Origin of the sequence: Micromonospora sp. DT4 (genome assembly GCF_049841675.1) — a bacterium.
Classification (GTDB): Bacteria; Actinomycetota; Actinomycetes; order Mycobacteriales; family Micromonosporaceae; genus Micromonospora.
The window spans coordinates 1-21,956 of record NZ_JBNCKT010000040.1; the positions used below are offsets into that span (position 1 = coordinate 1).

Sequence of the window (21,956 nt, forward strand, 5' to 3'; positions counted from 1 at the left end):
CGAGCCCGCACGCTCTATCGCTGGGACACCCGACCGACAACCCGCCGACTCAAGTGACGCCTATTGCCGGTCGCTCTTAGCGACGTCGGTCGACGTGGCGACGATCTGCGCGGTGAGCTGGTTGTCGGCGTGCGCCACCCGTTCGCCGTCCGGCATTTCGGCGATGATGAACTGACCGGCCAATCCCAGATACATGCCCGCGTCCACCGGGACGACGTGTACCTGGATGTGCTCCTGGGCCGCCAGCTCCACCAGGTGCTCGCACTGTTCGAGCATCAGTCCCGGCTGGTCGAGCACCGGCCGGCGCAGCACCGCCTCGTCCAGCACGGCGATGAGCTGCGGCGGGCTCGGGCGTCGTAGGATCGCCTGCCGTTCCAGCCGGGACGCGACGATCCGGTCGACGTCCTCGGCGTCGAGCCGGCCCAGCCGCTCCAGCATCCGCTGGAAGCGCTCGCCGGTCCGGTGGTGGTTGTCGACGGCCCGCATGTACTCCTTCGTCGGCGGTCGCCCGCCCGTCTCGACGGAGCTGACGTGCGAGCCCGAGTAGCCGATGCCTCGGCCGAAGTCGTCCTGGCTGAGCCCTGCCTCGGCCCGGAGCAGGCGCAGTTCCTCCAGCACGTAGTCGGTGACGGTCCCCATCGATTCCCCAATCTCTGCCCAACCCGCGTCGGCGTGCCCTTCGTGGCTACCCGGCCGGATCACTGAGCTGCGCGGATGGCGCGAGCACGTATCTACCGTAGTTGGGTCCTTGCAGACTGTCACCAGTGGTGGGTCTGCTGGTGGCCACAGGCGGTGGCGGGCTCTGTCCCGGGGTCGCTCCCGTTCCCCCTTGCGGGAGCGGCTCCCTTCCCCATCCACGAGGAGGTCGATGTGCTGAGCCCGACAGAGCACCACCACGACGAAGCACGGTGGTGGTGATGGTTCGTCCGCCCGCCCCGCATGTCGCCATGCGTCCGCTGTGGCGGTGCCGCAACTGCGGCCGGGAGTGGCCCTGCCAGCCGGCCAAGCTCACCCTGTTGACGGAGTACCGGACCGACCGCATGGGGCTGCTGATCTACCTCGGCACCCTGATGAACGAGGCGACCCACCAGCTCACCCAACTCCACCCGGACCACCCGCCGGCACGGATGACCGAGCGCTTCCTCTCCTGGGCGCGAGCCCGGGGCTGACGACGACCGTTACGGGCAGGTTTCGCGGCTCGGTGAGTGGGGCAGTGTAGCCGCACGGACTGCCCGAGCGGAGTGTTTTCGCAGCTCCTTGGCTCGGGAGACAGCCCGCCGTGCACCGGGGCACGGGTGCCCTCCCCGGTCTGTTGCGCCAAGAGAGGGGGAGGGCGATGACGGACCCCGAAACGGCCCGACAACGGCGTCGCCCGGCGGCCCGGGTTGGGGCGGTAGCCGCCGCGCTGGCGCTGGTCGCGCCGCTCGCCGCGTGCGGCGCCGACGAGAGCGGTGGCCCACCGACGCTCAACCTGTACTACCCGCCGGAGCAGAACCTGCAGAAGGTCGTCGACGACTGCAACACGCAGGCCCAGGGGCGGTACGAGATCGCCTACCGGGTGCTGCCCCGGCAGGCCGACGACCAGCGGGTGCAGATGGTCCGCCGGCTCGCCGCCGAGGACACCGGCATGGACATCCTCGGCCTGGACGTCACCTGGACCCAGGAGTTCGCCAGCGCCGACTGGATCCGCGAGTGGACCGGTCAGGACAAGAGCGAGGTCGAACAGGGCACCCTCGCCGGGCCGCTGGAGACCGCCCGCTACGAGGACAAGCTCTACGCCGCGCCGAAGAACACCAACGTGCAGCTCCTCTGGTACCGCAAGGACCTGGTGCCGCAGCCACCGACCACCTGGGACCAGATGATCACCGCGGCCCGGCAGCTCAAGGACCAGGGCAAGCCGTACCAGGTGCTCACCATGGGCGCGCAGTACGACGGCCTGGTCGTCCTCTACAACACCCTGGCCCAGAGCGCGGGCGGGAAGGTCCTCTCCGACGACGGCAAGAAGGCCGTGATGGACGACGGCACGGTCCGGGCGCTGGAGCAGTTGCAGCGGTTCGCCACGTCGGGCGTCACCTCACCGTCGTTCAGCAACGCCACCGAGGACCCGGTGCGGTTGGAGTTCCAGTCCGGCGCCGGCGCGTTCCAGGTGAACTGGCCGTTCGTCTACCCGGCCCTCCAGGAAGCCAACCCGGAGCTGGCCAAGCAGGTCGGCTGGGCCCGCGTGCCGGGCGTCGACGAGGGCACCCCCGGCAAGGTCACCATCGGCGGGGTGAACCTGGCGGTCAGCTCGTACTCGAAGCACCCGGAGCTGTCCTTCGAGGCCGCGCGGTGCCTGCGCAGCGCGGAGCACCAGAAGTTCTCCGCCATCAACGACGGCGTGCCCCCGACCATCGAGGCCGTCTTCGACGACCCGGAGATGACCGAGGCGTACCCGATGAAGGACACCATCCTTCAGGAGCTGAAGGACCCGGCGACGCGTCCTCTGACGCCGGCCTACCAGAGCATCTCCACCGTCATGTCGGCGATCCTGTCGCCGCCGTCCGGTATTCGTCCGCAACAGACCGCCGACGAGCTGCGCGACGCCATCGCCGACGCCCTGGAGTCCAAGGGGGTGCTGCCATGACCCGGCCCGCCAGCACGGAGACGCCGGAGAGGACCGACGGCCAACGTGCCGCGGTGCCCACCCAGCGCGGCAATCGCTGCAAGGCGCCGCTGAGCGAGAACAAGAAGGCCGAACGTCGGCTCGGGTGGCTGCTCTGCGCGCCCGCCGCGCTGGTGATGGTCGCGGTCACCGCGTACCCGATCATCTACTCGGTCTGGCTGTCGTTGCAGCGCTACGACCTGCGCTTTCCCGACCAGCGCGAGTTCATCGGGCTGGAGAACTACGTCACCGTGCTCACCAACGAGTTCTGGTGGACGGCGTTCGGGGTGACCACGCTGATCACGGTGGTCACGGTGGCCGTCGAGCTGGTGCTCGGCATGGGGCTGGCGCTGATCATGCACCGTACGCTCGTCGGGCGCGGCATAGTCCGTACCTCGGCGCTCATCCCGTACGGCATCGTCACCGTGGTCGCCGCGTTCTCCTGGCGGTACGCGTGGACGCCCGGCACCGGTTACCTGGCCGACCTGTTCAGCGACGGCGCGCCCCTCACCGAGCGAGCCAGCTCGCTGGCGATCATTATGCTGGCCGAGATCTGGAAGACCACGCCGTTCATGGCGCTGCTGCTGATGGCCGGGCTGGCCCTGGTCCCGGACGACCTGCTCAAGGCCGCCTCCACGGACGGCGCGACGGCCTGGCAGAAGTTCACCAAGGTGATGCTGCCGGTGATGAAGCCGGCGATCCTGGTCGCGCTGCTGTTCCGCACCCTGGACGCGTTCCGGGTGTTCGACAACATCTTCGTCCTGACCGCCGGCGGCAACGAGACGTCGTCGGTGTCGATGCTCGCCTACAACAACCTGCTGCGGGGTCTCAACCTCGGCATCGGCTCGACGATGTCGGTGCTGGTCTTCATCACGGTGGCGATCATCGCCTTCGTCTTCGTGAAGCTGTTCGGCACCGCTGCCCCCGGTAGCGACGATTCCGAGAGGCGCTGACATGGCCGCGGAAACCACCACCCGGGCGAAGGTGCGCTGGGGCCTGCTGGACGTCCTCGTGGTCGTCTTCGCGCTGGTCCCGGTGCTGTGGATCGCCTCGCTGTCGTTCAAGACCCCGGCCACCCTCACCGACGGGAAGTTCTTCCCTCGGGAGTGGACGCTGGACAACTACCGCACGATCTTCGACACCGACCAGTTCGTCCGAGCGCTCGTCAACTCCATCGGCATCGCGCTCATCGCCACCCTGATCGCGGTGGTGCTCGGGGCGATGGCCGCGTACGCGATCAGTCGCCTGGACTTCCCGGGTAAGCGCTGGTCGGCATCTCGCTGCTGATCGCGATGTTCCCGCAGGTGTCGCTGGTGTCGCCGCTGTTCGAGATCGAGCGTCAGGCCAGGATCTTCGACACCTGGCTCGGGCTGATCCTGCCGTACATCACCTTCGCGCTGCCGCTGGCGATCTACACGCTGTCGGCGTTCTTCAAGCAGATTCCGTGGGACCTGGAGAAGGCGGCGAAGATGGACGGCGCGACGCAGGCCCAGGCGTTCCGGCGGGTGATCGCCCCGCTGGCCGCGCCCGGTCTGTTCACCACGGCGATCCTGGTCTTCATCTTCTGCTGGAACGACTTCCTGTTCGCCATCTCGCTGACCTCCACCGAGCGGTCCCGCACGGTGCCGGCGGCGTTGTCGTTCTTCACCGGCGCGTCACAGTTCGAGGACCCCACCGGGGCGATCTGCGCCGCCGCCGTGGTGATCACTGTGCCGATCATCCTGTTCGTCCTCTTCTTCCAGCGCCGCATCGTGTCCGGCCTGACCTCCGGCGCAGTCAAGGGATAGGTGAGTAGTCATGGCTGACATCGTGCTCGACAAGGTGAGCAAGAGCTTCCCGGACGGGACGGTCGCCGTGCGGGACGTCGACCTGGAGATCGCCGACGGCGAGTTCGTGATCCTGGTCGGCCCCTCGGGCTGCGGCAAGTCCACCACCCTCAACATGATCGCCGGTCTCGAGGACATCAGCTCCGGCGAACTCCGCATCGCCGGCCAGCGGGTCAACGACAAGGCCCCCCGGGACCGGGACATCGCCATGGTGTTCCAGTCGTACGCGCTCTACCCGAACATGACCGTGCGGGAGAACATGGCGTTCCCGCTGCGCCTGGCGAAGCTCGACAAGGAGACCATCAACTCCAAGGTCGACGAGGCCGCCAAGGTGCTGGAGCTGACCGCGCTGCTGGACCGCAAACCCGCGAACCTCTCGGGTGGTCAGCGGCAGCGGGTGGCGATGGGCCGGGCGATCGTCCGCCAGCCCAAGGCGTTCCTCATGGACGAGCCGCTGTCCAACCTCGACGCCAAGCTGCGCGTGCAGATGCGTACGGTGGTGTCCCGGTTGCAGAAGCAGCTCGGCACCACCACCGTCTACGTCACCCACGACCAGACCGAGGCCATGACCCTCGGCGACCGGGTAGTGATCATGCGGGGTGGCGCGGTGCAGCAGGTCGGCCCGCCGCAGGAGCTGTACGACCGCCCGCGCAACCTCTTCGTGGCCGGCTTCATCGGCTCCCCGTCGATGAACTTCCTGCATGCCGCCGTGCAGGACGGCAGCCTGCGTACCGCCCTGGGCGACGTGCCGCTCGACGACCGGGTCCGCCGGGAGCTGGAGGCGGCCGACGCGCCCCGCGAACTGATCCTCGGCATCCGGCCCGAGCACTTCGAGGACGCCGAACTGGTCGACGACGACACCCGGCGGCGCGGCCTGGAGTTCGAGGCGCCGGTGGAGATCGTCGAGTCGATGGGCTCGGACAAGTACGTCTACCTCACCGTGGAGGGTGAGCGGGCCACCGCTGCCGAGCTGGAGGAGTTGGCCGCGGATGCGGGCGCGGGTGACTTCGCCGGTGGCGGCGGCAACCTGGTCACCCGGCTGTCCGCCGAGTCCGGGGCGGCCGAGGGCCAGTCCCGCCGGGTCTGGTTCAACCTGGAGAAGATCCACCTCTTCGACCCGTCCACCGGCCGCAACCTGACCCTGAACGAGGGCCGCTCAGCGGGCGCGCTGGCAGACTGACCACCACCTCCCGCCGATCTTGCAGTTACTGTCGTCGACATGGGTCGATAGCCCCGGTGTGTCGGGACAGAAAGTGCAAGATCGGCGCGGGTGAGGACTGGGGGGACCCGCGTGCCATGCGCGGCGAGCACGTGCGGGTACGCGACGAGTTGAAACTGCTCGGCACCGATGTGGCCGTCGAGCGCGCCCGGGCCGCCGCCGACCGCGAGCGGCTGCTGGCGATGCTGCGCGACGAGGAGCTGCTGCCCACGTCGCCCGACGCCCCATCCGAGGCCGGCGGTGAACCAGACGAGGCCGACGGTGAACCAGACGAGGCCGACGGTGAACCAGACGAGGCCGACGGTGAACCGGACCACGGTGACGTGGTGGTGGCGATGCACGCCGCGCTCGCGGCCAGCCCGGCGCGGCTGCTCGGCGTGTCCCTCTACGACGTGCTGGGGGAGGTGCGCCAACCCAACCAGGCGGCCACCGGGCCGCCAGCGAACCGGCCGGGGAGTAGCCCGTCCGCTCAGGTCGGCCAGTCGAACCGCGGGGGCAGCCCGAGGAAGTCGGCGTACCGCGCCAGCGCCTGCTCGACGTCGGTCCGTTCGCCGGCGGTCATCGGCGTCAGCGGCCGTACCGTCAGGGTGACGGCCTGGCGGCCGATCTTGCGCTTCCACACGCCCACGACCCGGCCTGCTTGAACCACGGTGGCCTGGAAGATGCCGTTGTTGCCCGGCACCACGGCCTCCCGGTGCGCGGTATCGAGCATCAACGTGCGGTCCCGGTAGCCGAGGAGGTATTCGTCGAAGCCCGGCAGCGCCACCACCCCGACCGCCGGGATGCGCGGGATGTCGGCCAGCGCCGCGTCCACGTACATCGGCTCGCCGTCGACACGTACCGTGCTCAGCAGGTCGTCGGCGGCGGCCAGGCCGCGCCGCGCATCGGTCAGGGTGAGGCCGCTCCAGCCGGCGAACTCGCGGTCGGTGACCGGCCCGTGCCCCCGCACGTAGCGGTGGGCGAGCAGCGCCAACGCCTCGTCCCGCTCCGGCCTGCGCTGCTCCGGCGCCCACTCGTCGAGCAGGACGAACGTCTGCTCGGTGCCGACGTTGGGCGCCACGCAGGTCACCCCACGCACGCTCGCGTACCAGAGCAGGTGGTAGCCGCGCTGGCCGTCGGTGCCGAGCCCGGCCTCGCGCAGGGTGGCGAGGCACTGCGCCCGGGTGAGCCGGCCGCCGCCGGCCAACGCGACGCCGAGCACGTCCAGCGCCCGGTCCGCATCGGCGTCGGTGAGCCCGAGTTGCGTTCGACGGGTCGCCGCGCCGGCCAGCGACCGTACGCCTGTCAACTCCAGCATCCAGCGGGTGTCGGCGGGCGGAACGAGGTGCACGGTGCCCCGCATCGGCCAGGTACGCAACGCTTCGCGGCGTTCCAGCGCGGCCTGTACGTCGGCCACGGTCCACCCGGGCAGCCGGGCGCCCAGCGACCACAGGCCGCTCGCCAGATCCTGCGCCTGCATCGCGCCGAACCACTCGACCACCTCGGCCACCGCGTCGGGCCGGATGCTCGGATGCGGTCGCAGCAGCAGGCTCGTCATCCGCAGATCGAGCGCCTCGGATGCGGTGAGCTCCCCGGTCATCGGGCCAGGGTAGGACACCCGACCGACAACATCGCCCAGGCATAACAGCCTGAGCAGTGGGAAGGCGGCGCACCGGAAGTACGCGAGCCGCGCGTACGGAGGGGGACTCTCATGACTGCCGCAAGCGAGCCGGCCCGGGGCGCCGGCGTATCGGCCGGGTCTCGGGGCCACCGGGGGGCTGCCAGCGCGAAGACCAGCGCGGCCGCCACCTTCGCTCTGGTGTTCGGCGTCGCCGGCCTGTTCAGCGTGTTGACCGCCATCCTCGCCTGGCTGGGGCTGGTGCTCGGCATCATCGGGATCATCCTCGGCATCGTCGGGCTCAAGATGGCGCAACGACCCGGCGTGACCGGCCGGGGGGTGTCGATCGGGGGTCTGGTGCTGAGCATCCTGGCGGTGCTGATCGGCCTCGGCGTCGCCGCGGGCATCACCACCTTCATCAACAACGAGAACGCGGTGAACCGCCTCCAGACGCAGGTCGACAAGCTGCGCGACAAGCTCGACTGACCGGCGCGCACCGCCCTGGGCCGGCCCGTCACCCGTGCCGGCCGGTCCCAGTAGGGTGGGCGGCGTGCTCCGCGCCCCGCGTCGGGCAGTGACCCCTGATCGCGCTACGCCAGCGTCGTTGCCGGCGGAGCGCGATCCCCCGTTCAGGCGCCGGTTCCAGGGGGCGGCGGGATCGCGCGCCGGCACCGGATGGCATCAGGATCGTCGTCCGCGCGGGCGGCCGGATCGGAACGACCGGGAATCGGATCGGAACGTCCGGGAATTTGCGGAAAACTTGAGCCCGGACGGCCGGAAGTCACTGTTCTGTCGTTTGTCTCCCCGCCCCGGGGGTAGTCGCGGGAGCCGACCCGAGACGAGAAGGGGACACATCTGATGGCTGCCCAAACGAAGGTGGCGGTAATCTACTACAGCGCCACCGGCATCACCTACCAGATGGCGCAGGCCGCCTGTGAGGCCGCCGGGGAGGCCGGCGCGGAGGTACGCCTGCGCAAGGTGCGGGAGCTCGCACCGGACGAGGCGATCCGCTCCAACTCCGGTTGGCAGGCGCACCACCTGGAGACCCAGGACGTTCCCGAGGCGATGATCGACGACCTGGCCTGGGCCGACGTGGCGATCTTGGGATCGCCCACCCGGTACGGCATGATCGCCGCCCAGCTGAAGCAGTTCATCGACACCACCGGTCCGCTGTGGGCGCAGGGCGCGCTGGCCAACAAGGTCTACGCGGCCTTCACCTCCACGGCGACGTCGCACGGTGGGCAGGAGACCACGCTGACGTCGCTCTTCAACGTCTTCTACCACTGGGGTGGTGTCGTGGTGCCCCCCGGATACACCGACTCCAGCCAGTTCATCGCCGGTAATCCGTACGGCGCGTCGCACACCAGCAACAACGGCGAGCTCGCCCCGGATGCGGTGGCGCTGGGCGCCTGCGCTCTCACCGCCCGCCGGGCGGTGCTGATCGGCACCGCGCTCAAGCAGGGCCTGGGCGGCTGACGAACGGGGCGACCGGTGGCGCGGGCGGGGGCTCTCGGCCCGCTCGCACCACCGGTCGCTCCAGCCCTACCCCGCGACGGCGGTCGCCATACCGGACGGCCCGAGGCTATGCGTGGTGGGCCGCGCGCGACGCCGGCAACAGGTCGGCCAGCAACTCGGTCAGCACGGTCACCCCGTCCGGGCTGAGCACCGACTCCGGGTGGAACTGCACCCCGGCGAAGCCCTGCCCGCGCAGGGCGTGCACGGACCCGTCGCGTACGTCCCGGGCCAGCTCCACCGTCCCGTACGCGGTGTCCACCCGGTCCGCCTCGGCGCGGGCGGTGAACGAGGAGTAGAAGCCCACCCGGCGGGACCGGCCGAACAACACGACCTCCCGTTGCAGCCCCTGGTAGGGCGCGTCCCGGCGGTGCAGGCGCAGCCCCAGCAGCCCGGCCAGCACCTGGTGCCCGAGGCAGACCGCGAGGGTGGGCCGGCCGGTCGCCAACAACTCGTCCAGCAGTTCCCGCAGCGCCGCCATCTTCGGATCGTCCGGGCTGCCCGGGTCACCCGGTCCGGGTCCGGCCACCACCAGGTCGTACCCGTCGACCGGGCCGCCGGCGTGCCACGGGCGCAGCGTCACCGCGAGGCCCAGCGCGCCCAGTTGGTGCGCCAACATGCCGGTGAAGGTGTCCTCCGCGTCCACGATCAGCGCCCGCAGACCGACCAAACCGGGCAGTCCGGGCGCGTCGGGCGCCCGCTGGTCGAGCCAGAACCGGGCCAGCGGCGTGTTACGCGCGGCGAGCGCGTCGCGTACCTCCGGGTCGTTGGCCAGCCGCACGACCGGCCCGCGCTCGCCGGCGGACGCCGCCGGGCCCAGGCCGAGCGCGGCCAGCACCCCGGCCGCCTTGGCGTGGGTCTCGGCCACCTCGCCGGCCGCCGTCGAATGCCGGACCAGGGTGGCTCCGACCGGCACCCGCAGCCGGCCGGAGCCGGAGATCTCGGCGGTACGGATCAGGATCGGCGCGTCCAGCGTCTGCCGGCCCGCGTCGTCGTGACCGAGCAGCGCCAGCACACCCGCGTAGTAGCCCCGGCCCCGGCGCTCGTGCCGTGCGATCACCCGGCAGGCGTCCTCCATCGGACTGCCCGTCACGGTGGGCGCGAACATCGTCTCCCGCAGCACCTCCCGCACGTCGCGGGTGCCCCGCCCGGCGAGCAGGTACTCGGTGTGGGCCAGGTGCGACATCTCCTTGAGGTACGGGCCGATGACCTGACCGCCGTGCTCGGCGACGGTTGCCATCATCTTCAACTCCTCGTCGAGCACCATGTACAGCTCCTCGATCTCCTTCGGGTCGGCGAGGAACCGCAGGAGCGCCGCCCGGTCCGGGGCGTCGCCGGTGGGTCGGAAGGTGCCGCTGATCGGGTTCATCATCACGAGCCCGTCGTCGACGCTGACGTGCCGTTCCGGGCTGGCGCCGACCATGGTCCGGGTGCCGGTGTGCACCACGAACGTCCAGTAGGCGCCGCGCTCGGAGACCAACAGCCGGCGCAGCGCGGCCAGCGCGGCCACCAGCGGCGCACCCTGCACGGTGGCGTGCAGGGTGCGGTGGATGACGAAGTTCGCGCCCTCGCCCCGACCGATCTCGTCGGTGAGCACCTGCTGCACGATCCGCGCGTACTCCTCGTCGCTGACGTCGAAAGCCGCGTCCCGGGTGCGGACCGGCTCGTCGGGCAGCGCGGCCAGGGCCTCGGCCATCCCAATCCGGACGTGTTCACGGACCTGAAGGCACTCCAGCGGGGCGTCGTCGTCGACGCAGGCGAAACCGCGCTCGGCGATCTGCCGGTACGGCACCAGGGCCAACGTCTGCGCCCCGGGCGCACCCGGGGGCAGCGGGATGTCGGCCAGCCGGTCGACGGTGGCGACGGGGCCGGTGAAGAGTTCCAGGTCGTCGGCGCCCTCGCGGCGCAGCAGCGCGAAGGGGCCGGGGTCGTCGCCTCGGGAGATGGCGGCGAGCAGGTCGGTCAGGCTGGTCATCGTGGTCTCCGTGGGTGCCGGGCACCGCCAGCGGGGGCGGTCATCCGGGCCGGAGATCCGGCGGCCGCCTCGATGGCGGCCGCGTGGGTGAAGCTACGCGCGGGGGGTGGCCGCCGGGTCGGCGGGCCACCAGGAGGTTGGGTGCGCGAGCATGCGATTCACCTTACGCGGTCACGGCCCGACCCGGGACCCCTTCGGACGTACGGGTGTGCCGGGGGCGGACCACCGTCCCCGCGCGGCCCGCACCGGGTAACTTGACCGGCGATGAACATTCTCGCACTCGACCTGGGCACCTCCTCCGTACGCGGGCTGGTGCTGGACGGGGCAACCCGCCCGCTGCCCGGCGCCCTGGCCCGGCGGAAGGTCCGACTCGCCATCGGGGACGACGGCACGGGCACCCTCTCCGGGCCCGACTACCTCGCCTGCCTCATCGAGTGTCTGGACGAGCTGGCCGAGGCGGGACACCTGCACGACGTGAGCCTGGTGGCGACGTCCGCGCAGTGGCACTCGGTGCTCCCGCTCGACCGCGACGGCGCTCCGCTGGGCCCGGTCGTCACCTGGCTCGACACCCGGCCCACGCCGGTCGGCGACACGTCCGGCCCGGCCGATCCGGACGGCTTCCACCAGCGCACGGGCTGCTGGTGGCACCGCTCCTACTGGCCGGTGCGCCTGCCCTGGCTGCGGGAACAGTCCGGCACTCCGATCGCCCGGTTCGTCGGCCTTCCGGAATACGTGCTGGGCGAACTGCTCCAGGCGGCGCCCATGTCGGTCTCGCAGGCCTCCGGCACCGGTCTACTCGACCTCGCCACCCTGCGCTGGGACGAGGAGGCGTTGACGCTGGCCGGCGCGCGACCCCGCGACCTGCCGTCCCTGGGCGAGTTGGACTGGCACGGCCGGCTGCGTCCCGACCGGGCCCGCCGCTGGCCGCAGTTGGCCGAGGCCCGGTGGGCGCCGCCGGTGGGCGACGGCGGGGCGTCCAACGTCGGTTCGGGCTGCGCCGACCCGAGCCGGGCCGCGGTCACGGTGGGCACCTCCGCGGCCGTACGCCTGATGCAGCGCAGCCCGGCCGGCGAGCCGCTGCCGCGGTTGCCCGAACGCCTCTGGCGCTACCGGGTCGACCACGACCACGTGGTGACCGGGGCGGCGTACTCCAGCGGTGGCAACCTGTTCGCCTGGGCCGACCGGGAGTTGCGGCTGCCCCAGGGGGACGAGTTGGACGCGGCGCTGGCGCTGGTACCGGTGGGCGGCGGCCGGCCGGCCGATCCCCGGTTCGGCGGCGACCGGGCGCCCGGGTTGGCGCCGGCGGGGACCGGCGAGCTGCGCGGTCTGAGTTTCAGCACCACGGCGGTGGACATCCTGGCCGGGCTGATGCAGGGACTGTGCGATCTGGTCGCCGAGGATCTCGCGGTGCTGGAGTCCACGATCGGCAAACCGGTCGGGGTGGTGCTGGGTGGCGGCGCGGTGGCCGCGTCGGTGTGGTGGCGGCAGGCGTTCGCCGCCGCGCTCGCGCCGCGACCGGTGTCGCACCAACGCAACCCGGAGATCGGCGCGACCGGCGCGGCGTTGGTGGCGTTGGGTCGCTTTGGTGCGGCGGCGGCGCTCGCCGACATCGGCCGGACGGACGAGCTGGTCTCACCGACCACGACATGACGTTCCCACCCGCAGTATCCTTCCTGAACTTTCGGCCTGCCCGGGCCGTTGACAGTGTCACCGAGCCTGGTTGGATGGACTCCGCTCCCCGGGTCGCCGTGGACGCGGCAGGACGGAGGAGGCAGGGTGGCGGCAGGTCCCGACCCGGCGATCGGTGCGGTGTCGAACCACCGCCGGCGTCGCTTCGACGTCCGGGTCGTTCCGCATCGACGCCGCTCGCCGTTCCGGCTGCGGGACTGGCGGATGAGCACCAAGCTGGCCACCGTACTGCTGGTGCCGTCGATGGCGTTCCTCGTGCTCGCGGGCGTGCAGACCAGCACACTGGTCGGGCGGACGGCCACGCTGAACGACTTCTCCCGGCAGGTCGGGATCGGCCGGCAGATCACCGCCGTGGTCGACCAGCTCCAGCAGGAGCGGGACCGTTCGGCGGGTGAGCTGGGGGAGCTGCGCCGCGGTGGCCCCCGGGAGTCGGCGGCCACCACCCTGCGGCCGTTGCAGTCGGCCACCGACCGCGCCGTCGACGACCTGCGCCGGGCGGCCGAGCCGTTGGCCGACGCCGACGCCTCCTGGCGGGTGGCCTTCTCCGAGGTGCTCGAGGCGTACGACCAGGTGATCGACATCCGGCCGGCCATCCCGCCGGCGGTGCTCAGCAACGACACCATCCTGAGTAACTACCACCGGGCGGTCGACACGCTGTTGGACCTGCTCGCCGAGCCGACGCCGGGCCAGGACCAGCCGGGGTTGAGCGACGCCGTGCTGCGCTACGTCCAGATCGCCCGGGTCAAGGAGCTGTCCTCCCGGGTCCGGGCCCAACTCTATGCCGCCGGCCGGGCCGGCCGGTACGGCACCGAGGACCGGGTGATCCTCTCCGACCTGCGCGCCCAGCAGCTCACCGCGCTCGGCGCGTTCCGGGTGTCCGCCACCAGCGACCAGATCCGGCGGTACGACGAGATCTCGGTGAACCCGACGTTCCAGGTCGCCACCCGCCTGGAGGAGCGCAGCCTGCCGGTCGGTGACGCGGCACCGGAGGTGCTGCCCTCGGAGCCGTGGTGGTCGGCGAGCCAGCAACGCCAGGAGCTGCTGCGGCAGGTCGAGGCGAGCGTGCTCGACGACGCGGTGCGCCAGGCCGACGACGCCAGCAGCGGCCAACTGCGGGCCACCCTGCTGGTGGTCGGTGGAGTCGTGGCGGTGCTGCTTGTCGCCCTGCTGATCTCACTGCTGGTCGGGCGGTCGGTCGCCCGGTCGATGCGGCTGCTGCGCAGCCAGGCGCTGCGGATCGCGCAGGTGGAGCTGCCCGACGCGCTGGACCGGTTGCGCACCGTCACCGGTGGTGTGCCGAGCATCGACGTGGCGCCGGCGGTGGTTCGGTCGCTCGACGAGATCGGCGAGCTGGCCGAGGCGTTCGTCGCGGTGCACCGCAGCGCCGTGACGGTCGCCGTCGAGCAGGCGCTGATGCGTCGCAACGTCAACGCGATGTTCGTCAACCTGGCTCGCCGCAGCCAGGTGCTCGTGGAGCGTCAACTGGAGCTACTCGACGACCTGGAGCGTGAGGAGAGCGACCCGGACCAGTTGGAGAACCTGTTCAAGCTCGACCACCTGGCCGCCCGTATGCGCCGTAACGACGAGAGCCTGCTGGTGCTGGCCGGTACGGACTCCACCCGCCGGTGGAACCGTCCGGTGGGTCTGGGCACCGTGCTGCTGGCCGCCGCCGCCGAGATCGAGCAGTACCAGCGGGTACGGCTGGAGTCGATGGGTTCCGTCAACGTGGTCGGGCACGCGGTCGGTGAGCTGGTGCACCTGCTGGCCGAGTTGCTGGAGAACGCCACGGCCTTCTCGCGTCCGGACACGTTCGTCGTGGTGACCGCCCGGGTCGAGGCGTCCTCCGCGCTGATCGAGATCGTCGACGACGGCCTGGGCATGAGCCCGGCAGCGCTGGCCGAGGCGAACGCGGTGCTGGCCAGCCCGCCGGCCGCGGACGTCGCGGCGGTCGAGCGGATGGGCCTGTTCGTGGTGAGTCACCTGGCGAGCCGACTGGGCGTGCGGGTACAGCTCGAAGGACGCCAGAGTGGCCTCGTCGCGGGGCTGGTGCTACCGCCGACCCTGCTGGCGCCCGGCGGCACGGTGGAGCTGGATCCGCCGGCGTCCGCCCGGATGCTGGCGTCGGGCGCCGCGCGCGGCGTAGCGTCGCAGCACAAGGCGGGGGCGTCCTCGCCCGCTGGCGCCCGTGGGCCGGCCGCCGCGCCGCTGGACCTCCCGGTGGCCGGTCGCCCGCCGGCTGCCGCCGTGCCGCGCCCGACCCGCCCCGTGCCGGTACGCGCCGAGGACGTGTTGGCCCCGGCCGGCGCCCCCTCGAACAACGGCGGCTGGTGGTCCCAGCAGGGGCCGACCGGGCCGGCGGCCCCGTCCCAGCCCGTGCCACCCGCCACGCCGGTGACGGCCGGCACGAACGAGCGGGGTCTTCCGGTACGCGTACCGATGGCGCAGCTCGCCGCGGTCACCCGCCCCGCCCAGCCGGAGTCGAGGTCGCCGCGCGTCGACCTCGACCCGGACGCGGTCGGTGGCATGCTTTCCCGGCTCTACAGCGGGGTACGGCGTGCCGAGGCCGAGGACACCACCGAGATACCGGTGCCACCCTCGTGGGGGCACGACGAAGGAGGACAACGACAGTGACGACGTTGAGCCAGGAGGCGCGTGACCTGAGCTGGCTGGTGAGCGCCTTCGCGGATCGGGTGCCGGGCGTGGCGCACGCGGTGGTGGTCTCCTCTGACGGGCTGCTGGTGGCGATCTCCGACCATCTGCCCCGCGACCACGCGGACAAGCTCGCCGCGGTGACGTCCGGGCTGATGAGCATCACGGCGGGCGCGGCGCAGATATTCGACGGCGACATCGTCAAGCAGACGGTGGTCGAGATGGGCCGGGGCTACTTCCTGGTGATGCAGGTGCGCGACGGGTCGATCCTGGCCACGCTCGCGGCCGGGGACGCCGACATCGGCGTGGTGGGCTACGAGATGGCGCGGTTGGCGAAGCAGGCGGGGGAGATGCTCACCCCGGCGCTGCGAGCGGAGTTGCAGCAGGCGCTGCCCCGCTGACTCTTCCGGCCGTGACCCGGACGGTCACCGGCTCACCCGAGCCGAGCCGTCCGGGCCCGGCCGTCCGGGCGGCCCGTTCAGAAGCCGCCCTCGGCGATGACGGAGCGGTACCAGTGGGCGCTGCGCTTGAGCACGCGCCGCTGGGTCACGTAGTCCACGTAGACCAGGCCCCAGCGCTGTTCGTATCCCTCGTCCCACTCGAAGTTGTCGAGCATCGACCAGACATGGAAGCTCTCCAGCGGCACCCCGTCACCGATGGCGCGGTGCGCGGCGGCCAGGTGGTCGCGCAGGAAGGTGATCCGGCCGCTGTCGTCGACGGTGTCGTCCGCGGCCAGGGTGTCGGGGGTGGGCAGACCGTTCTCGGTCACGGTGAGCGGGATCGGGCCGTAGTCGCGGGTGACCCGGGTCAGGATGTCGTACATCCCGTCGGGGTAGATCTGCTGCCAGCCGGCCTCGGAGGTGGGCCAGCGGTGTTCGGTGCTGCCGTCGGCGGCGACGTAGGTGGGCGTGTAGTACTGCACGGCCAGCAGGTCGATCGGTGACGAGATCACCGCCAGGTCGCCGTCGCGGATGCCGCGGACCATCCGGCTCTGCGGACCCAGGTCGGCCAGGACGTCCTGCGGGTAGCTGCCCTTGAGCAGCGAGTCGAGGTAGAGCCGGTTCTCGTACCCGTCGTAGAGGTGTGCGGCGGCGGCGGCCTCGGCGGAGTCGTCGGTGGGGTAGCAGGGGTGCAGGTTGAGCGCGGGGCCGATTCGGCCGGTGCTGTCGGAGGCGCGGAGCGCGCGCACCGCGAGGCCGTGGGCGAGCTGCAGGTGGTGGGCGACGAGGTAGGCGGCGTCCGGGTCCTGCCGACCGGGGGCGTGGTGACCGATGAGGTAACCGTTCTGTACGACGGTTTTGGGCTCGTTGATGGTGAGCCAGACCGGTACCCGGTCACCGAGGGCCGTGAAGACGGCGTCGGCGTAGTCGGCGAAGCGGTGGGCGGTGTCGCGGGACTCCCAACCGCCGGCGTCCTGCAACGCCTGAGGCAGGTCCCAGTGGAACAGCGTGGCCATCGGGGCGATGCCGCGCTCGTGCAGGCCGTCGAGGAGCCGCCGGTAGAAGTCGAGCCCGCGCTGGTTGGGCGGGCCGCTGCCGTCGGGCTGGATGCGGGGCCAGGAGATGGAGAAGCGGTAGCTGCGCAGACCCAGGTCACGCATCAGGTCGAGGTCTTCGACGTACCGGTGGTAGTGGTCGGCGGCCACGTCGCCGGTGTCACCGTTGCGGGTACGTCCGGGGATGCGACTGAAGGTGTCCCAGACCGACTCGCCGCGGCCGTCCTCCTTGGCGGCACCCTCGATCTGGTAGGCGGAGGTGGCCGCGCCCCAGCCGAAGTCGCGGGGGAAGCGCAGCGGGCCGGCGGGCCCGGTAGGTATCGACATGGATTCTCCTCGTGGATACGGGGCCACCGCCGAGATTCGGGAGCGCTCCCAGGATAGGCCAGGAGCGCCCGACCCGGTCAGCCGGCCGTCACGGCGACCGACGTTGGCGGGTCGAGGCGGATGAGGGCCCCGGACAGCGAACGAGGCCGACCGGGCGGCGCATCGCGCCTGTCCCGTCGGCCTCTTTTCCCATCGTGTACGGGGGTTTAGTGTGGGGACGGGGGAGGGCAACCCCCGTCCCCACCGTAACTGCACACACACGGGCGGAATTGGGTCCTGCCGTGCGTGTCGCGCGGGAGCCGGGCCACGCGAGTGGCTCTGGTTCCACCTCCCTCCCTGTGGCGGGATGATGGCTGACGGCGGCGTCCGGGCTGGCCCGCCGTCGGCCTTCGGATGGTTCCCCGGGCCCGCCACGAGGACGGTCCCGGCGATCTTCCAGTTGGAACCTTTGTCGATGGAAGCGCTCCCATCGACCGATGTTGCGACTGTAACGCCCGTCACGACTTTGTGAAAGACCCAAAACGAGATCGAAACAAGTGGCTGATCCCGCCCCCTCCCCGCTTGTTGTGGGAGCGCTTCCATGGCACACTGTCGATTCGACGCGACGGGAGCCAGATCGCGTGGGCGCGGGACCGCCGAGGGCAGCCGGGAGCACGACTTCCGGTCACGGCACCCGAACGCAGCCGGCGGGACCCCCTCCCGCACAGACCGCATCGCATCCCCGGCCGGGCCCGGGGCTACCACCTTCCCGGCGCCTCGAATCCCCGCGTACCACCACCTGTGGGCAGGCGCCTCGCCGGGAACCACCCGGCCTGGTCCGAGGAGACACCGCGCACATGAGACATCTGGCACGACGCCGTCGAGTGGCGATCCTCGCCGCCGCCGCGCTCGCCGTCGGCGGGGTGACCCTGCCCGCTGGCGCCGCGCAGGCCGCACCGGCCTGCGACGTGGTCTACGCGACCAACGACTGGAGCACCGGCTTCACGGCCAACGTGACCATCAAGAACCTGGGCGACCCGATCAGCAACTGGACGCTCAAGTGGACCTTCCCGAACAGCGGCCAGCGGGTCACCCAGGGCTGGTCGGCCAAGTTCAGCCAGTCCGGCAGCGAGGTCACCGCGACCAACGAGTCGTACAACGGCAACCTCGGCACCGGGGCCTCCACCACCATCGGCTTCAACGGCTCCCACACGGGGAGCAACCCGAAGCCCACCTCGTTCACCCTGAACGGCACCCCCTGCAACGGCACCCCGGCCAATCAGCCGCCGACCGTCTCGCTCAGCCTGCCCTCCGGGCCGTTCACCGCGCCCGAGGACGTGCCGCTGACCGCGACCGCCAGTGACTCGGACGGGACGATCAGCAAGGTCGAGTTCTACCGCAACGGCCTGCTCATCAACACCGACACCACGGCGCCGTACTCCTACACCCAGGAAGACCTGCCGGCCGGCAGCTACACGGTGCAGGCCAAGGCGTACGACAACGCCAAAGGCATCGGGGTCGCCGAGAAGTCGTTCACCGTCGGCGCCGCAAGCGGTCCGACGCTGGTCGCCACGCCGTCCGCGGTGAGCGTCAACGAGGGTGGCACCTCCACCTTCAACCTCAAGCTCAGCGCCGCGCCGACGACCAGCGTGCCGGTCACCCTCACCCCCTCCGGGGACAGCGACGTCACGGTCTCGCCGAGCACCGTCACGCTGACGCCCACCAACTGGAACACCGGGGTCACCGTCACGGTCGCCGCGGCGGAGGACACCGACACCGTCGGCGGTAGCGCCACCATCACCGCGTCGGCCACCGGGCTCGCCTCGCTGGCGGTCGCCGCCACCGAGATCGACAACGACACCCCCGGCGGCGACAACGCCTACATCAAGAAGTTCCTCGACCAGTACGGCAAGATCAAGAACTCGGGTTACTTCAGCCCCGAGGGCGTGCCCTACCACTCGGTCGAGACGCTGATCGTCGAAGCGCCCGACCACGGTCACGAGACCACCTCGGAGGCGTTCAGCTTCTGGATCTGGCTGGAGGCCCAGTACGGCCGCGTCACCCAGAACTGGGCGCCGTTCAACAACGCCTGGACGGTGATGGAAAAATATATTATTCCGAATCATTCAGACCAGCCGACTTCCGGCTCCGCCGGCACCCCGCAGTACGCCGCGGAGTACAACCTGCCCAGCCAGTACCCCTCGGCCCTGAACCCGAACATCCCGGTCGGGCAGGACCCGCTGCGCTCGGAGCTGCAGTCCACCTATGGCACCGGCGACATCTACGGCATGCACTGGCTGATGGACGTCGACAACACGTACGGCTTCGGTCGCTGCGGTGACGGCACCACCAAGCCGGCCTACATCAACACCTTCCAGCGCGGCACCCAGGAGTCGGTGTGGGAGACCATCCCCCAGCCGTCCTGTGACACCTTCAAGCACGGCGGTCAGTACGGCTACCTCGACCTGTTCGTCAAGGACACCGGCACTCCCGCCAAGCAGTGGAAGTACACCAACGCACCGGACGCCGACGCCCGTGCGGTGCAGGCCGCGTACTGGGCGCTGACCTGGGCCAAGGCGCAGGGCAAGCAGGCCGACGTCGCCGCCACCGTGGCCAAGGCCGCCAAGATGGGCGACTACCTGCGGTACGCGATGTTCGACAAGTACTTCAAGAAGATCGGCAACTGCGTGGGCGCCAGCACCTGCCCCGCCGGCAGCGGCCGGGACTCGGCGCACTACCTGCTGTCCTGGTACTACGCCTGGGGCGGCGCGTACGACACCAGCCAGAACTGGTCCTGGCGCATCGGCTCCAGCCACAACCATTTCGGCTACCAGAACCCGTTCGCGGCCTGGGCGCTGACCAACACCCCGGAGCTGAAGCCGCAGTCGTCGACCGCGGTCTCCGACTGGACCAAGAGCTTCGACCGGCAGCTCGAGTTCTACACCTGGCTGCAGTCCTCCGAGGGCGGCATCGCCGGCGGCGCGACCAACAGCTGGGACGGCAGCTACGCCCAACCGCCGTCAGGCACGAGCACCTTCTACGGCATGTTCTACGACGTCGACCCGGTCTACAACGACCCGCCGTCGAACCAGTGGTTCGGCATGCAGGCGTGGTCGATGCAGCGGATCGCCGAGCTGTACCTGCAGACCGGCAACACGAAGGCCAAGGCGCTGCTGGACAAGTGGGTGCCGTGGGCGATCGCCAACACCACGCTCGGCACCAACTGGTCGATCCCGTCGGACATGAAGTGGACCGGCCAGCCGACCACCTGGAACCCGAGCAGCCCGCAGCCCAACACCAACCTGCACGTCGAGGTGATCAGCAAGGGCCAGGACGTCGGCGTCGCCGCCTCCTACGCCCGGATCCTGATCGCGTACGCGGCCAAGTCGGGCAACGCGGCGGCGAAGACCACCGCCAAGGGTCTGCTGGACGCGCTGGACGCCGCCAGTGACTCGAAGGGCGTCTCCACCACCGAGACGCGTGGCGACTACAAGCGCTTCGACGACGTCTACGCTGCCTCCAGCGGGCAGGGCCTCTACGTCCCGCCGGGCTGGACCGGGAAGATGCCGAACGGCGACGCCATCGCCGCCGGCAAGAGCTTCCTGGACATCCGGTCGTTCTACAAGAACGACCCGGACTGGCCAAAGGTGCAGGCGTACCTGAACGGTGGCCCGGAGCCCACGTTCAACTATCACCGCTTCTGGGCTCAGGCCGATGTGGCCATGGCGTACGCCGACTACGGGACGTTGTTCCCGAACGGCTGAGAGCGACCCGGGGTGGGTGGAGTGCCCCGCCCACCCCGGGGTTCGGCCGGGTCCGGGGGAACGACGGGACCCGGCCGGCGGACGGCCTGACACCCACGGTCAGGCCGGGGTGGGCCGGTCGTCTGGCCAACGCAGCGGGTCGACCGGCCCACCCCACCGTCCGGACTGAAGACTGCCGCGAAAAGCCCAGAAATTCCGGCTGTCACGGGATCACACCAATGAGGATGACGGAGTAACGTACGTCACCGGAGAGGCCGCTCCCCCCGTGGCGGCCTCTCCACCTTTATGCCCGTCGGCGTCCCTAGCCGGCCGTCTCGTCGGGCCCGGCGCCCGGACCGACCGGGTGGCGCAGCCCCGGGTGGCCCGGCAGCAGCGACCGGCGCACCACCACCCAACTCACGGCCAGCGCCGCCGCGACCAGCGGCCAGGTCAACGCGATCCGCGCCACCACGAGCGCGAGCACCTGTCCACTCAGGTAGAGCGGGACGAACACCGCCACGCGTCACCCCGCCGCAGCCGTACGCCAGCCACCACGACGCCGACGGCGAGCGCCGCGCCCACCCCGGCCCACAGTGACTCACCGCCGATCAGCCAGCCCAGCGCGAACGCCACCGGCGGCAGGGTGGCGTCGACCGCCCCACGCCGCCCGCCCAGCAGGTCCGCCAGGGACTCGACCCGCGCCGGGCCGGTCGTCGGCTGGGCCGGAACGGGCTCGACCTGGCCGGACTCCCGCTCCGGGGTGCCACTCACCGCCACCCCCTCAACCTAACCGGCGGGAGCCGGTGGGCCACCGACCGGCCCGGGACGGCCGCTACGGTGTGCGGATGCGTGCGACGGCACGGGGTTGGACCGCGGTCTGGTGGGTCGTACTGGCCCTCGTCCAGGCGGCCGCCTTCCTCGCCGTCTGGCGGGTGGCGCGGTCGCCGCTTACCTGGTGGTGGGCGTCTGGGCGGCGCTGGCCGGGCTGCTCCTGCTGATCACCCAACGGGAGCAGGCCCAGATCGTGCCCGGCGATGCGCACCGCCTCGCCGCCGTCGTGCTCGGCGTGGCCGTGTGCTCGCCCTGGTCGCCGCCGGGTTGGAGCTGTCCTGGCTGGTGGACCTGCGCGGGACCGGCCCGGAGGAGTTGGCCCGCCGACCCCTGTTCATCGGGTACGCGGGCAGCACCGCCGGCATCGCCGGGACGATGCCGGTCGTAATGGCGCTGGCGCTGACCGTCGTGCACCGGCTGGTGCCCCGCGTGAAGGGCTGACCCGGCGGCGTTGCCCAGGTGGTGCTCGGCGG

15 protein-coding genes and 3 pseudogenes are annotated in these 21,956 nt (G+C 71.1%); 13 read left to right on the forward strand and 5 right to left on the reverse strand.

Annotated features, from left to right (window positions below):
- Positions 1-60: 60 nt before the first annotated feature.
- Positions 61-639: a helix-turn-helix domain-containing protein gene (locus tag ACLQ24_RS14060; protein WP_425891840.1), complete on the reverse strand. Its 579-nt coding sequence runs from the start codon at positions 637-639 to the stop codon at positions 61-63.
- 278 nt (positions 640-917) lie between these two features.
- Between ACLQ24_RS14060 and ACLQ24_RS14065 the strand changes: the two genes are divergently transcribed.
- The 5 genes and pseudogenes from ACLQ24_RS14065 to ACLQ24_RS14085 all read left to right on the forward strand — a co-directional run bounded on the left by ACLQ24_RS14065 (position 918) and on the right by ACLQ24_RS14085 (position 5,647).
- Positions 918-1,169, forward strand: a complete 252-nt coding sequence (locus tag ACLQ24_RS14065; protein WP_425891842.1) for a flavin reductase — start codon at positions 918-920, stop codon at positions 1,167-1,169.
- Positions 1,170-1,336: 167 nt separating this feature from the next.
- A complete protein-coding gene (locus ACLQ24_RS14070; RefSeq protein ID WP_425891843.1) occupies positions 1,337-2,623 on the forward strand; it encodes an ABC transporter substrate-binding protein in 1,287 nt (428 codons plus the stop codon).
- Positions 2,620-3,594, forward strand: coding sequence for a carbohydrate ABC transporter permease (locus ACLQ24_RS14075; protein ID WP_425891844.1), 975 nt, complete (start codon positions 2,620-2,622; stop codon positions 3,592-3,594). Before ACLQ24_RS14070 ends, ACLQ24_RS14075 begins: the two co-directional genes overlap by 4 nt.
- Position 3,595: 1 nt before the next feature.
- Positions 3,596-4,428: pseudogene (locus tag ACLQ24_RS14080) on the forward strand (carbohydrate ABC transporter permease).
- 10 nt (positions 4,429-4,438) lie between these two features.
- Positions 4,439-5,647 carry an ABC transporter ATP-binding protein gene (locus ACLQ24_RS14085; RefSeq protein ID WP_425891846.1) on the forward strand — a complete coding sequence of 403 codons (1,209 nt, stop codon included), beginning with the start codon at positions 4,439-4,441 and terminating at the stop codon, positions 5,645-5,647.
- Between the two features lie 508 nt (positions 5,648-6,155).
- On the opposite strand, the gene ACLQ24_RS14090 is transcribed toward ACLQ24_RS14085, so the two are convergent.
- Positions 6,156-7,265: a winged helix DNA-binding domain-containing protein gene (locus ACLQ24_RS14090; RefSeq protein WP_425891848.1), complete on the reverse strand. Its 1,110-nt coding sequence runs from the start codon at positions 7,263-7,265 to the stop codon at positions 6,156-6,158.
- A gap of 111 nt (positions 7,266-7,376) precedes the next feature.
- Here ACLQ24_RS14090 and ACLQ24_RS14095 point away from each other — a divergent pair, with 111 nt between their 5' ends.
- Complete coding sequence (locus tag ACLQ24_RS14095) at positions 7,377-7,769, forward strand: hypothetical protein (RefSeq protein WP_425891850.1); 393 nt, start codon at positions 7,377-7,379, stop codon at positions 7,767-7,769.
- Between the two features lie 372 nt (positions 7,770-8,141).
- Positions 8,142-8,759, forward strand: a complete 618-nt coding sequence (wrbA, locus tag ACLQ24_RS14100) for an NAD(P)H:quinone oxidoreductase (protein WP_425891852.1) — start codon at positions 8,142-8,144, stop codon at positions 8,757-8,759.
- 106 nt (positions 8,760-8,865) lie between these two features.
- On the opposite strand, the gene ACLQ24_RS14105 is transcribed toward wrbA, so the two are convergent.
- Positions 8,866-10,770 (reverse strand): anthranilate synthase family protein, encoded by a 1,905-nt coding sequence (locus ACLQ24_RS14105; RefSeq protein ID WP_425891854.1) that lies wholly within the window; start codon positions 10,768-10,770, stop codon positions 8,866-8,868.
- Between the two features lie 264 nt (positions 10,771-11,034).
- Between ACLQ24_RS14105 and ACLQ24_RS14110 the strand changes: the two genes are divergently transcribed.
- The 3 genes from ACLQ24_RS14110 (at position 11,035) to ACLQ24_RS14120 (ending at position 15,509) form a co-directional block, all read left to right on the forward strand.
- Entirely contained in the window at positions 11,035-12,420 is a 1,386-nt protein-coding gene (locus tag ACLQ24_RS14110) for an FGGY family carbohydrate kinase (protein WP_425891856.1), read from the forward strand.
- A 126-nt stretch (positions 12,421-12,546) separates the two neighbouring features.
- The gene (locus tag ACLQ24_RS14115; RefSeq protein ID WP_425891857.1) at positions 12,547-15,090 is read left to right on the forward strand and encodes a sensor histidine kinase; all 2,544 of its coding nucleotides are present in this window, start codon (positions 12,547-12,549) and stop codon (positions 15,088-15,090) included.
- Positions 15,087-15,509: a roadblock/LC7 domain-containing protein gene (locus tag ACLQ24_RS14120; RefSeq protein ID WP_425891859.1), complete on the forward strand. Its 423-nt coding sequence runs from the start codon at positions 15,087-15,089 to the stop codon at positions 15,507-15,509. Before ACLQ24_RS14115 ends, ACLQ24_RS14120 begins: the two co-directional genes overlap by 4 nt.
- A gap of 77 nt (positions 15,510-15,586) precedes the next feature.
- On the opposite strand, the gene ACLQ24_RS14125 is transcribed toward ACLQ24_RS14120, so the two are convergent.
- Positions 15,587-16,930 carry a GH1 family beta-glucosidase gene (locus tag ACLQ24_RS14125; protein ID WP_425891861.1) on the reverse strand — a complete coding sequence of 448 codons (1,344 nt, stop codon included), beginning with the start codon at positions 16,928-16,930 and terminating at the stop codon, positions 15,587-15,589.
- An 836-nt stretch (positions 16,931-17,766) separates the two neighbouring features.
- Between ACLQ24_RS14125 and ACLQ24_RS14130 the strand changes: the two genes are divergently transcribed.
- Positions 17,767-20,673 (forward strand): glycoside hydrolase family 48 protein, encoded by a 2,907-nt coding sequence (locus tag ACLQ24_RS14130; RefSeq protein ID WP_425891863.1) that lies wholly within the window; start codon positions 17,767-17,769, stop codon positions 20,671-20,673.
- Between the two features lie 301 nt (positions 20,674-20,974).
- Here ACLQ24_RS14130 and ACLQ24_RS14135 read toward each other — a convergent pair.
- Positions 20,975-21,423 (reverse strand): annotated as a pseudogene (locus tag ACLQ24_RS14135) (DUF3159 domain-containing protein).
- Between the two features lie 74 nt (positions 21,424-21,497).
- Here ACLQ24_RS14135 and ACLQ24_RS14140 point away from each other — a divergent pair.
- Complete coding sequence (locus ACLQ24_RS14140) at positions 21,498-21,650, forward strand: hypothetical protein (RefSeq protein ID WP_425891883.1); 153 nt, start codon at positions 21,498-21,500, stop codon at positions 21,648-21,650.
- Positions 21,590-21,924: pseudogene (locus tag ACLQ24_RS14145) on the forward strand (phosphatase PAP2 family protein); the annotation flags it as partial. The gene ACLQ24_RS14140 and the pseudogene ACLQ24_RS14145, both read left to right, overlap by 61 nt.
- Between the last annotated feature and the right edge of the window lie 32 nt (positions 21,925-21,956).